This is a genomic window from Micromonospora mangrovicola (assembly GCF_047200535.1).
Lineage (GTDB): Bacteria > Actinomycetota > Actinomycetes > Mycobacteriales > Micromonosporaceae > Micromonospora.
The window spans coordinates 1-11,365 of record NZ_JBJZOG010000043.1 but is presented as its reverse complement, the minus strand read 5'-3'; the positions used below and the strand labels follow the sequence as shown (position 1 = coordinate 11,365).

13 protein-coding genes are annotated in these 11,365 nt (G+C 75.6%); 1 reads left to right on the top strand and 12 read right to left on the bottom strand.

Annotated features, from left to right (window positions below; genetic code table 11):
• The 12 genes from ACL02O_RS18545 to ACL02O_RS18490 form a co-directional block, all read right to left on the bottom strand.
• Complete coding sequence (locus tag ACL02O_RS18545; RefSeq protein ID WP_412819345.1) at positions 1–483, bottom strand: phage baseplate assembly protein V; 483 nt, start codon at positions 481–483, stop codon at positions 1–3.
• The gene (locus ACL02O_RS18540; RefSeq protein WP_412819344.1) at positions 480–1,568 is read right to left on the bottom strand and encodes a phage late control D family protein; all 1,089 of its coding nucleotides are present in this window, start codon (positions 1,566–1,568) and stop codon (positions 480–482) included. Before ACL02O_RS18540 ends, ACL02O_RS18545 begins: the two co-directional genes overlap by 4 nt.
• Positions 1,561–1,824: a hypothetical protein gene (locus ACL02O_RS18535; protein ID WP_412819343.1), complete on the bottom strand. Its 264-nt coding sequence runs from the start codon at positions 1,822–1,824 to the stop codon at positions 1,561–1,563. Before ACL02O_RS18535 ends, ACL02O_RS18540 begins: the two co-directional genes overlap by 8 nt.
• A complete protein-coding gene (locus tag ACL02O_RS18530; RefSeq protein ID WP_412819342.1) occupies positions 1,821–2,444 on the bottom strand; it encodes a hypothetical protein in 624 nt (207 codons plus the stop codon). The genes ACL02O_RS18535 and ACL02O_RS18530 overlap by 4 nt, the downstream gene beginning before the upstream one ends.
• Entirely contained in the window at positions 2,438–2,614 is a 177-nt protein-coding gene (locus ACL02O_RS18525; protein ID WP_412819341.1) for a hypothetical protein, read from the bottom strand. The genes ACL02O_RS18530 and ACL02O_RS18525 overlap by 7 nt, the downstream gene beginning before the upstream one ends.
• Entirely contained in the window at positions 2,611–4,485 is a 1,875-nt protein-coding gene (locus ACL02O_RS18520) for an ATP-binding protein (protein ID WP_412819340.1), read from the bottom strand. The genes ACL02O_RS18525 and ACL02O_RS18520 overlap by 4 nt, the downstream gene beginning before the upstream one ends.
• Complete coding sequence (locus ACL02O_RS18515) at positions 4,482–5,681, bottom strand: Pvc16 family protein (protein WP_412819339.1); 1,200 nt, start codon at positions 5,679–5,681, stop codon at positions 4,482–4,484. Before ACL02O_RS18515 ends, ACL02O_RS18520 begins: the two co-directional genes overlap by 4 nt.
• Complete coding sequence (locus tag ACL02O_RS18510; protein WP_412819338.1) at positions 5,678–6,526, bottom strand: hypothetical protein; 849 nt, start codon at positions 6,524–6,526, stop codon at positions 5,678–5,680. The genes ACL02O_RS18515 and ACL02O_RS18510 overlap by 4 nt, the downstream gene beginning before the upstream one ends.
• Positions 6,523–7,164 carry a hypothetical protein gene (locus ACL02O_RS18505; RefSeq protein ID WP_412819337.1) on the bottom strand — a complete coding sequence of 214 codons (642 nt, stop codon included), beginning with the start codon at positions 7,162–7,164 and terminating at the stop codon, positions 6,523–6,525. Before ACL02O_RS18505 ends, ACL02O_RS18510 begins: the two co-directional genes overlap by 4 nt.
• A gap of 14 nt (positions 7,165–7,178) precedes the next feature.
• Positions 7,179–7,682 (bottom strand): phage tail protein, encoded by a 504-nt coding sequence (locus ACL02O_RS18500; protein ID WP_412819336.1) that lies wholly within the window; start codon positions 7,680–7,682, stop codon positions 7,179–7,181.
• Position 7,683: 1 nt separating this feature from the next.
• Positions 7,684–9,582, bottom strand: a complete 1,899-nt coding sequence (locus tag ACL02O_RS18495) for a phage tail sheath subtilisin-like domain-containing protein (RefSeq protein ID WP_412819335.1) — start codon at positions 9,580–9,582, stop codon at positions 7,684–7,686.
• Between the two features lie 241 nt (positions 9,583–9,823).
• A complete protein-coding gene (locus ACL02O_RS18490) occupies positions 9,824–10,507 on the bottom strand; it encodes an AfsR/SARP family transcriptional regulator (protein WP_412819334.1) in 684 nt (227 codons plus the stop codon).
• A gap of 310 nt (positions 10,508–10,817) precedes the next feature.
• Here ACL02O_RS18490 and ACL02O_RS18485 point away from each other — a divergent pair.
• On the top strand, positions 10,818–11,365 hold a 548-nt coding region (locus ACL02O_RS18485; RefSeq protein WP_412819333.1), incomplete at its 3' end, for a DUF4240 domain-containing protein.

The window sequence follows — 11,365 nt, the reverse complement described above, 5'->3', positions numbered from 1 at the left end:
TCACTTCACCACCAGCGCGCCGTCGTTGATGTCGACCTGCCCGTTCTGCATGACGATGGTCGCCCCCGACCCGTTGTCGATCCGCACGCCGTCGCCGTCGAGCGTGAGGACCGGACCCGCCGAGCAGGTGACGGTCAGCGCACCGTCGTCGTCGGACAGTTCGAGCCGGTGCCCGCCCGGGGTGAGCAGCACGACCGTGTTCGGCCCGGCGCCCTTCACCGGCTGGCCGGCGCTCCAGTTCGCGCCCGACCAGACCGGCTGCGCGGACAGGTCGCCGCGCGGCCACTGGACCAGCACGGCCGCGCCGACCGGGGGAACCAGTGCGAAGCCGCACCCGTCTCCCGCGTACGGCAGCGCGGGCAGGCACCAACCGGTCGGGCCGTCCAGCAACTCCGGGACGTTCACCTTGATCCGGCACTTCTGCTCCGGGTCGTCGTTGTCGTGCACCGTGGCCGGGAACAGCCCGACGCGGCCGGCGCTCACAGCGCCACCGCCGCGGCGAGGGCGGCCACGCCGCCGGCCGGGCCACTGCCCAGCGCGTTGCGGATCAGGCCCAGCGCCTGCGTGTGCCCGCCCGGGGTGATCGTGTGCCGCACCGACTTCACCAGCCACAGGCCGTCCAGCGTGGGCCCGAGCCCGGCGACCGCGACGGTGCGCCGGCCGCGCACCAGCGGCATGTCGGGTGCGGTCAGCGTGGTGGACAGTGACGCGCCGAACGCGCTGCGCTCGGCCATCGCCGTCGCGGTCGTCTGGGCGTCCAGCGCGCTGACGCCGGCCGCGGCGTGGGTACGGATCAGGGTGACCCCGCCCAGCGACCGCGGGCCCATCGCGTGCCCGGTGCCCGGGTCGCTCGCCACGTCGGTGTCGGTGGTGCCCGGCACGGTGCGGGTCAGGTGCACCTCCTGACCGGCGAGCAGCTGAACGGACGCGGTGGCCCGGCCGCCCAGTTCGCCGTAGCCCAGCCGCAACGTGGTCTGCGCCGCCGCGGTCGGGTCGATCCGCTGGAACACCCCGGTGACCACCCCGCCGATCGACTCGACGCGCAGGTCGAACCCGTTGCGCCCGGCCAGGCCGCGCAGGAACGCCCAGTCGGTGCCGTCCTGCTGCGGCGAGTAGGTGGCCGAGTCGGTCCCGGCCGGGGTGGCGTCGACCTGAGCGGCGAGCCCGTGCTCGGTGAACAGCGTCCGAGCGATCGTCGCGTCGGTGGTGTCCTGCCACAACCGCTGCACGTCGCGGCGGTCCAGCTCGACGCTGCGGTCCATGCCCTCCACGGTCAGCGTGGACAGCCCACCCGGGGTGAAGCTCCAGTTCGCGCTGACACTGCGCGCGTCGATCTCGTAGCTGGTCCCGCCGCGGCTCAGCCGTACGGTGAACGGGGTGGCCGGCGCGACCAGCGCGTCCAGCGAGCTGCGCCACGCGCTGTGGTTGTCGGTGTCCATCGCGACGGTGACGCTGGCCTTGTCCGGGCCGCCGAGCGACTCCTCGACGCTGACGCTCTGCACCAGCTCCAGCTGGTGCGCGGTCAGCGGCGCGCCGTCGACCGTGATCACGGTGCGTGTCTCAGGCATCGGGCACCGCCAGCATCGTCCCCGGCTCCTCCAGGGTGAGCGCGTCGGCGGCCGGGTTGGCGTCGGCGATCACCCACCACCGGGTGCTGTCGTTCAGCGCCGCCGCCGCGAGCAGGTCGAGCCGGTCACCGGCCCGGGCCGGGTAGACCACGTCGGCCCGCGGCGCGACGCTGATCCGGGGCGTCGACATCCGCCGCGTCGTGCCGTCGTCCTGCGGCACGTCCAGATGCGGCTGGTCCGCGTACCGGCCGGTCACAGCATCAGCTCCACGCCCTGGGCGATGCCGACGGTGGCGCTCGCGGTACGGACCGCCTGGTAGGCCGTCGCCAGCACGTTCGCCAGCTTCATCTCCTCGCTGAGGTCCCGGGCCCGCAGCACGGTCAGCGACAGGTCCACGGTGGCCTGCACGGGCTGCAGCAACGCGTCGAAGCCGGTCTCGTGGATGGTGCAGGTGTCCACCCGGACCGGGACGATGCGCTCCAGGCTCCAGGCGAGCACCACCAGCGGCAGCGACGGCGCCGGCACCGGCGGGGCGCCGGCACCGCCCCCGCCGAGCGCGCCGGCGACCGCCCCGACCAGGGCCGCCAACCCGCCGCCGCCCGGCTCCAGCAGCCCCTCGATGGTCGCCAGCATCGGTCCGATACCGAGCGCCCCGGTGATCGGCTTGTCGATCGCGTCCAGCGCGTCCAGCTCGATCTTCAAGGTGTACGACTCCACCGGCGGCCCGCCCACCCGCAGCCCCGACCCGCCGGACGTACCGGACTGCACCCGCAGCACCCGGGTCACCTCGGCCGGGCTGTACTGGAACGGCACCAGGCTCGGCACCATCCCCGCCACCGGGTCGGAGAAGGACAGCAGCATCCCGCGCATCAGCATGGCCGGCTCCTCGATTCCTGGTCGTGGCCCGTCGCGTGGTCGGCGACCGCCCGCGCGACGGCCGCCTCCGGCCCGTCCGGCCAGGCCCGACCGGCCAGCGCCGCCGCGATGGCGGCGCGCAGCAGGCCCGGCTCGGGCGGCTGGTCGACGGTCACCTGGATGTCGGTCACGGGTGCCTCCGGGCGGTCGGTGGACGGCGGCTCTTCTCCAACTCGCGGCGCACCGCCGCGTGCAGGTGCTCGGCGCGTACCTCGGTGCCCGCGGCGAGGGCGCTGACCGTGGCGGCCAGCGCGGCGGCCCGGATGGTGGCCCCGGACAGCTCCTCGCGGGCGACCGTCGCGATGTCCACGTCGGGCAGGTGTCGGCGCCAGATCAGTTCCCGCTCGCCGTGGTCGGGCAGGTCGAACCGGACGGCGAGGCGGATCCGCCGGGCGAACGCGTCGTCCAGCGCGGACGGACGGTTGCTGGTCAGCACGACCACCCCGGTGTGCGCCTCGATGCGCTGCAACAGATGGTCGATCTCCAGGTTGGCGTAGCGGTCCCGGGCGTCGGTGACCTCGCCCCGCTTGCCGAACAGCCCGTCCGCCTCGTCGAACAGCAGCACGGCGCCGGCCGTCGCCGCGTCGCGCAGCACGGTGTCCAGGTTGCGTTGCGTCTCCCCGAGCCACTTGGTCACCACCCGGGCCAGGTCGACGACCCACAGATCCCGGTCGATCGCTGCGGCGACCGCCTCGGCCGCGGCCGTCTTGCCGGTGCCGGACGGCCCGTGGAACAGCGCGATGACGGCCCGCCCCCGCCGGTCGGTCAACCCCAGCCGGTCGTGCGCGGCGGGGGAGTGGCGCGCGTGCGCGATCAGGTCCCGCACCGCGGCCAGGGTCGCCGGGGGCAGGACCAGGTCGTCGAGGGTGGTTGTCGCCGGCAGCCGGCGGGCGAACCCGCCCGGGTCGTGGCGGGGCTGGGTCCGCAGCGCGGCGGCCACGTCCCGGGCCGTCGCCGCCCGGCCGTCCACGACCGCCGCCGCCCGGGCCCGGCCCACCACGGCGGCGATCGCCGGCTCGGCGAGCGGCAGCCGACCGACCAGGTCGGCCAACTCGTCCGGGGTCGCGGTGACGCCCGCCTGCCGCAGCGCGCGCCGCCAGGCGTGTTCGGCGGCGGCCGGCGTCGGCGCGGCCAGCTCGACGACGTGCCAGCCGGACGGGCCCGGCTCGTTCGCGGCGCCGACGGCGAACACCGTCCCGTCCGGCGGCGCGTCCCCCGGATCGAGGAGGACGGCCGGCAGCTCGTGCCCGAGGCGCAGCAACAGCCGGGCGACCGCGGGCGGCCGTACCTCGGGGGCCGGCGCGAGGCCGAGCCGCGCGGCCACGGCGTCGCGCAGCGGCGTCCGGTCGTCGGCGACCTCGCAGCGGGCGAGCACCGGGACGCCCGCGTCGAGGAGCGCGGCGATCCGCGTGGCTGCGGCGGCCACCCGCGGCGCGACCCCCGCCGGGGCCGGTGGTGCGGGGCGCTGGCCGGCGATCGCCGCGACGGTGGTGGTGGGCAGCCGGACCGGGGTGTCGGGGTCGACCGGCGCGTCCAGCAGGCCGCCACGGACCAGCGGGTGGTCGGCGCCGACGGTCAGCGGCACGATCACCCCCACCCCGGCGAGGACGTGCCCGAGCAGGCCGAGGCTCGGCCGGCGGCGGCCGGCGTCGTCGTGCACGCAGCCGCAGACGATGGCCACCTGCGGCTCGACCGCCGCCCACCAGGCGATCGCCAGCACCGCTTCGGCGCCGCTGTCGATGCCGGTGACCCGGACCAGTTCGGCGAACTCGCCCTCGGCCGGCAGCGGCAGCAGCGCGACGCGGGGGCGCGGGTCGACGACGCCGACGGCGGCGACCGCGCGGGTGGCGTCGTCGAGCGTCGGGTCGGCCCACGCCTCGCGGTAGCGGCGCAGCACGTCGGCGGCGCCGGCCACGAAGAGGTGCCGCCAGGCGAGCAGGCGTGGGTCGGCCAGCGCCGAGGGGATCCCCCGGGCCGGCGCCTCGACCGTCGCGGTGCTCACGGCGCCACCGCCAGCTCCGTCGCCGGTCCGGCGACTGTGCCGCAGCGCAGGCTCACCGGAACCGTCGCGCCGGCCGAGCCGGCCGGCAGGGCGGGCACGACGACCTCGATCGAGGTCGCCGACAACCTGCTGTACGGCACCGCTCGCCCGCCGAAGAACGCCTGACCGCCGTCGGTGGCGTGCCGCACCGACAGCGTCGCCGTCGCGCCGGTGGCCAGCGGCGCGGCGGCGGACACCACGACCGGCGCCACGGTCACCGTCGCCTGCCCGCTGCCGGCCGCCAGCCCGTTGACGAGGTTGGTGACCGTGACGGGCCGGGCGCCGGGCACGATCTCCCCGTTGGGCAGGTGCAGGCTGAGGCCGTCCGGCGTCGGGGTGGCGGTGAGCCGCCACGGCCCGGTGCTGTGCGTGGTGGCCGGGTCGGGACGCCCGTCGGTGGGGTCGTCCGGGTCGCCGGGCAGCCGGCCCAGCGTCACCTCACGCAGATCGGTCATGCCGTGCGCCCGCACGGTGAGGGCCTGGTCGAACCAGGCCACCGCGGGGCGGACGTCGTCGACGACGGGCGCGGGTGACGGCGACACGCCTACCTGGCGGGCCCGCACCGGCGGCCCGGGCACGTACGCCGCCTGCGCCGGCACGGTGACCAGGCTGACCTGGTAGCCGATCGACAGCCGCAGCGCGTGCGAGCCGGTGTTCCACAGCGCGGTGATGGTCTCCATCGGCACCTGCTCGATGGTGATCCGCAGGGGTTCGACCATGCCCTCCAGCGCGGCCGCGACGTCGGTGACGGAGCGGTCGGGGCCGGTCGCGACCGGGGTGTCCGCGCCGAAGATCCCGTTCTCGTGCAGCGCCGACATGAGCGCGGAGAGGGCGGCGTGCACCACGTCGTCCTCGGTGCCGCCCTCGCTCAGCTCACCGGCGTCGGCGGTCAGCAGATAGTGCAGGGTCAGGGCGAGCGGCGGCCGGCCGCGCCGGGTCCGCCAGCCGTGCTGCGGCGATTCCATGTTCGCGTACGCGGGCGCCGGCTCGAGCCGGTAGAGGAACCAGTTGAGCCGGGGCCCGTCGACAGGCCGGTCGAGCGGGCCGATGCTGACCCCGACCGGCGTGGCCAGTCCCTTCAGCGCCTCCGTGGTCAACACCCGGAGCACCTCGTCCACTCCGGCCAGTACGGGCGGGCCGGGGCTGAACAGGGTCACCAGCCACCCCCTCGCCGGGCGGTGACGCCCCCTTCGAGCGCGCGGCAGCCGCTGAACGGGTCGGTCTCGGCCGGCGGCGGAGCGACCTGGATCTCGATGCGTCCGATCTGGACGGGTGGCACCGGCGCGGGCTGGGCCGTCGGATGCGGTTGCGGACCACCGACCGCCCGAGGCGCGGGGTCCGTCGCCGCGGCGCCCGGGCCGGGTGTCGCCGGGGCCGGCGGGGGCGCGGCCGGCTCGGGCCACGCCGCCGCGAGGTCGGGGGTACGGGCCGGCGCGGCGGGCGGGGGGGTCGGTGCGGCGTCCGTCCCCGGTGGGTTCTCCCACCCGGCGGACCCGGCGCGGCCGGCGGAGCGGACGTCGGGTCCGGTCGGCGGTGCGGGTGGGGCCGCCCCGACGGCCACGACGGCGGCACCGACGCCCGGGCTGGGCGGGGTCCGCGGCGCGTCACCGGAACCGGAGGGTCGGGTGGTCGTGCCCGGCGTGGGCAGCGGGGCCGGTGCGGCCGGCAGGGGCCGTCGTGGCGGGGGCGTCGGGGCCGGCGCGGCGGGGTGCGGCGCGGCGGGGCGCGGCGACGCCGGTGGCACCGGTTCGGTGCGGCCGCGACCCGGCGGCTCGGCCGGCGGGTGCGTCGGGCGGCCGGCAGCCGGCGGTCCGGCCGGCGGGTCCCCGCGGTGGCTGTCGACCGGCAGCGCCACCCGGGGCGGGCGGGGGAGCGGCGGCGCCGCCACGGCCGGCGGCGTGGCCCCGACCTCTTCCAGGTGGGCGGCGAGCGGCGAGCCGACGGTGACCGGGGGGCGGGTGGCGCGGGCGGCCAGCCGCGCGACGGCCGGCGGGACGCTCACGGCGTCGTCCCCGCGACCAGCGCGGCCAGCCTGCGCCGGCGCTCGTCCGGCAGCGACTCGATCACCGCGAGGGGCCAGCCGTACCGGGAGGCGAGCAGGTGCACCTCCCGGTCGATGTCGAACCGCAGGCCGCTGAGGGCGCGCAGCACCAGCGCGACCACGTCGACGTCCGCCTCCAGCGGAGCCCCGCAGTCGCAGCACGACGAGCGCAGCGGCCCGCACAGCGACCCCTCGACCCGGGCCAGGTCGTCGAGTGTGGCGCCCTCGCCGACCCGGCACAGCGCGAGCAGCCGGTGCGGGTCGCCCCCGGCGGCGAGCAGGTCCGCGTAGCTGGGCTCCCGTACGCCGACTCCGGGTCGGCGCCACGCGCTGCGCTCGTGGTGCTCGCCGACGGCGGCCCGGCCCAGCGGCAGGGTGGTCAGCGCGCCGCAGGCCGGGCAGGCGACGGTGAGTTCGAGCGGCCGGCCCGTCGCCCGCTCGTGCACGGCGAGCAGCAGCCGGTCGGCGGTGCCGGCCGGCAGGTACGCCGGGTCGGGCTCGGGTACCGCGGCGCGCAGCACCGCGACGGCCTGGGCGAGGAGGCCGTCGCCGTCGTCGAGCGCGGCGACCAGCCGCGCCAGACCGGGTGCCGCCGCCATGACCGGGCCCCGCCTCAGACACTCTGTTCGGTGGGCTCGGTGACCGAGGTGTCGCGCTCCCAACCCTCCAGCTCCAGCTTGATGCTCTGGATGGCGACCACCGCCGTGGCGGCGTCCAGCGCGGGCAGCGCCTGGTACTCGGAGACCCAGCAGCGGAACAGCTTGTAGCTGAGCACCTTCTGGTTCGCCTCGTTGAACACGTCGACGATGAGGTCCTTGCGGAAGTCGGGCAACGAGATGCCCGGCTGGTGCAGGCTGGCCACCTTGTTCGCCCACGCCTCGAAGGCGAGGTCGTGGGTGACGCCGCGCTCCAGGGTCACCGCGTCGTACGTGGTCAGTCCCGGGCTCTTGCGGTCGTGGCCGGGGTCGCCGCCGACCCGGTGGGTCACCGGCGCCGTCGACCGCTTCAGCGGGGACATCTTCGACAGCCCCGCCACGTACACGCCGTCCCAGCGCACCCGGAACATGTGGCTCTTGTACGGGTCGAAGCGCGTGGGGTTCACGCTGAACTCGGCCATCTCACTCTCCCGCCTGGCTCAGCTGGGTGATGGTGATGATCACGAACTCGGCGGGTTTGAGCGGGGCGAACCCGACCACGACGTTGACCCGGCCGTTGTCGATCTCGGTCTGCGGGTTGACCGACGAGTCGCAGATGACGAAGAAGCTGTCCGACTCGGCGTGCTTCTCCGACTGCTGGAACGCGCCCTGCCGGAACAGCCCGCGCATGAAGCCCCCCACCGCCAGGCGCAGCTGCGCCCACAGGTCCGGGTCGTTCGGTTCGAAGACCGCGAACTGGGTGCCCAGGTAGAGGCTGGCCGAGATGTAGTCGGTGAGCCGCCGAACCGGGACGTACTTGGAGTCGCTGGAGAGCACGTCGCTGCCGGCGAGGGTCCGCGCGCCCCACACCACCATGCCGGCGCCGGGGAAGGTGCGCAGCACGTTGAGCCCGAGCGGGTTCAGCGCGCCGGAGACGTCGTCGTTGGTCGGCGCGGTGAGCCCGACGGCGCCGGCGATGCCGGCCTCCAGCCCGGCCGGGGCCTTCCACACCCCGCGCGACGCGTCGGTGCGGGCCATGATCCCGGCGACCGCGCCGCTGGGGCCCCACCCGTCCGCGCCGCCGTCGGGGGTGACCAGCCGGGGCCAGTAGACCGCACCGTGCGCGCCCTGCGCCCGTAGCAGGTTCGCGGCGGTCTTCAGCTGCGCCGGGTTCAGTCCGGGCGCGGGGTCGATCACCAGGAAGGCGTTCTGCCGGCGGCAGTAGTCCAGCGCGGTGTTGATCGCGGCCGTGTCCGCGGTTGTCACGCCGGGCAGGCAGAGCAGGTTGAACCGGGGGAAGTCCAACGTGTCCAGGGCGAGCAGGCCCTGACCGGTGGTGGCCGACACGATCTCGTTCGCGCCGACGGTCGCCCCGTCGGAGCCGCTGGCGAGGGGGGCCGGCGCGGCGACGGCCGGCCGGTACGGCGCGCTGCCACTCACCTCGACGCCGCCGCGGGCCACGCCCAGGCCGAAGTCGGCCGTCGCGTCGTTCAGCCCGCTCAGCCCGACCACGACCGCGCTGTCCAGGTCGCTGGTCTTGCTGGTCAGCACGAGCTTGCCGCCGGACACGCTGGCGGTCACCGGCCAGACCGAACCGGGCGCGTTGATGTGCTCGCGGACCTGGGCGAGGGTGTGTGAGACGGGCGGGTCCTCGGCCGGGAAGAGGACGTAGTCGTTCGCCGGGCCCTGGTCGACCGACAGGCGCAGCGTCTTGCCGGTCACCGTGACGTTCGCGGGGCTCAGCGCCCCGGTGGAGGTGCCGGCCGAGGGCGCCGGGGTGGGCGTGCCGGTGACCTCGGCGGTGACCAGCGTGCTGGCGTTGAGCACCGTCACCACGTACCGGGTGCTGGCGGGGGACATCGACAGTTCCCGCCAGACCTCCTTCGTGGTGACCGTCGCCGGCCCGCCGCCGACGCCCGGCGTCCACTCGGTGAGCTCCAGGTTGAACCGGTCCGACGGGAAGTCGTCGGCGGCCTTCACCTCCGCGAACAGGCCCGTCTGCCCGGTCGTCCCGGCGCCGCTGCCGTTCGCGTACGCCCCGCGGGAGCGGGCCGTGAGGGTCACCGTCACCCCGTTCACCGCGGGCAGCGCCAGCGTGCCCGCGGCCGCGCCCGCGCCGAGCGCCCGGACCACGACGGCCTGCGCGCCGCCGTTGACGAAGAACTGCCCGACGGCGTGGCCCATCGGGTGAGCGGTGTCCATCACGTCGCCGAACTGCCGCAGGTAGTCGGCGAAGCTGGACAGCGGCACCGGGGTGTCGCCGGGGCCCTTGCGGGCGGCGCCGACGAACGCGGTCAACGACGTCGACACACCGGTGATCGCGTGGCTGCCCGACGGACGTTCGAGGACGTACACGCCGGGGTATGTGGTCTGCACGCTCATGTGCGGATTCTCGCCGGCGTCCGTCGCCGACCCGTCTCCCGCGCGTTGTCCGCGCGTCTCCCCGGTGTCGCCGCGGGGCCCGGCGGCAGCCGGGCGTGGCCGGGCCGGGTGGCGGGTCGGCCGCCGGACGGGCCCGGCGGATCGCCCACGCGGCGCGGCGGTGGATCGGCTGGTCGGGCGGCGGTCCGGCCGCCGCGGGCAGCGGGGAGTTCGGCGCCACGGGCGCCGTGGGGGCGGGCGGTCAGCCGACCGGCTGGGGCAGCATCCCCTGGAGCTGACGGCTGGGCCGCAGCCGCAGCTCGACCCACAACAGATCGCGGAACCGGCCGTACTGCCGGACCGCCTCGGACGTGTTGCCCTCGGCGAGGTGAGCGGCGATCACGATCCGCTGGGCGCTCTCCCGCAACGGGTCGAGGCCGACGGCGGCGAGCGCGGCGACCAACGCGGTCGCCGTGCGGCCGGCCCTGAGGTCGTTGCGCGCGAGCGCCTCCAGCGTGTGCAGGCGTACCTGGCGCAGCGACTCGCGTTGCCCGTCCAGCCAGTCGTACGACCACTCCGGCAGCAGGTCGCCCTCCAGGAGGCGCACCGCCCGCCGGTCGACCCTCGGCTCGCTGTCGGTGACCGCCTCGGAGAGCCGGTAGATCTCGTGCAGGTCCACCTCGGTGCCGCGGGCCAGTCCGATGTGCTGGTTTTCCTGCTCCAGCAGCCCGGAGACGTGCCGGTTGAGCCGCCACAACGCCTGCCGCAGGGACGCGTGCGCGTCCCGCTCGCTGCGTTCCGGCCAGAGTGTCCCGGCCAGCGTGGTCCGCGGGCGGGGCCGGTCGGTGACGGCGAGGCAGCCGATCAACCGTTGGCTGCCCTCCGGCAGCGCCACGAACCGTCCGTCGACCAGTACGCGGAAGCGGTGCAGCACCTCGACGCGCATGTGCCGGGCCTGAGTTGTCGACCTACCCTTCACCGGCCCTCCCGCCAGGGTCGCCTCCGAACGCCGCGCAGCGGGGGACACGGTCACGTCCTGGCGCGACCAGCAGGGTTGCTCGGACCACCACCCGATCTGAGCGACTGCGCCGCGATCTTCTCCCAGGCATCTTGACAGGCCCGGGAACAGGCCGGCGACGGTGTGTAAGAAAGCCGATGCAAGCCGTCCGGCGCCCCGTCCCGGGGCTGCGGCGTGGCCGGCCTCCCGTGCTCGGCGGAGGCGTCCGACTGTCGGTGGGCCCGGTTAACCTCCGCCGGTGACTGATACCGATCTCACTGGCTCGTCGCGGACGCCGACCGTCGAGGAGGAGGACCGCCTCTGGGCGTTGGTGGAGCAGGCGTGGGCCCGGCTGGGTCCGCAGCCGGCGGTGCTGCGCCGCGCCCTGCTGGAGCGGGACCCCGGGCACGACGGGGACGACGACGAGCGGTACGCCATCGACAACTGGTTGGATCCGTTCCTCGACGCCCTGCGTGACCTGTGCGCCGGGCTGCCCGGTCCGGAACTGGTGGACCTCGACCGGGTCGTCGAGCGGAAGCTGTACGACATCGACCGCGCCGACATCCACGAGGTCACGGACGGGTCCGACGACGGCTTCCTGTACGCCCGTGGGTTCATCGTCGCGATGGGGCGGGACTTCTACCAGACGGTCCGGGCGAATCCGGCGCTCGCCGTGCTCGACGCCGACTGCGAAAAACTCTGTTACTTCTTCGCGCACCTGCATCAGGAACGATTCGGCGCCTGGCCGGAGACCGGGTCCGGGATCAGTCGGGAGTCCGTCAGCAACCCGGCGGGTTGGCCGATGAG

Bases quoted from the DNA above. Each gene is read 5' to 3' on its own strand.
- ACL02O_RS18530 (WP_412819342.1), bottom strand. From the start codon at position 2,444: ATGCTGATGCGCGGGATGCTGCTGTCCTTCTCCGACCCGGTGGCGGGG.
- ACL02O_RS18490 (WP_412819334.1), bottom strand. From the start codon at position 10,507: ATGCGCGTCGAGGTGCTGCACCGCTTCCGCGTACTGGTCGACGGACGG.
- ACL02O_RS18500 (WP_412819336.1), bottom strand. From the start codon at position 7,682: ATGGCCGAGTTCAGCGTGAACCCCACGCGCTTCGACCCGTACAAGAGC.
- ACL02O_RS18495 (WP_412819335.1), bottom strand. From the start codon at position 9,582: ATGAGCGTGCAGACCACATACCCCGGCGTGTACGTCCTCGAACGTCCG.
- ACL02O_RS18505 (WP_412819337.1), bottom strand. From the start codon at position 7,164: ATGGCGGCGGCACCCGGTCTGGCGCGGCTGGTCGCCGCGCTCGACGAC.
- ACL02O_RS18540 (WP_412819344.1), bottom strand. From the start codon at position 1,568: ATGCCTGAGACACGCACCGTGATCACGGTCGACGGCGCGCCGCTGACC.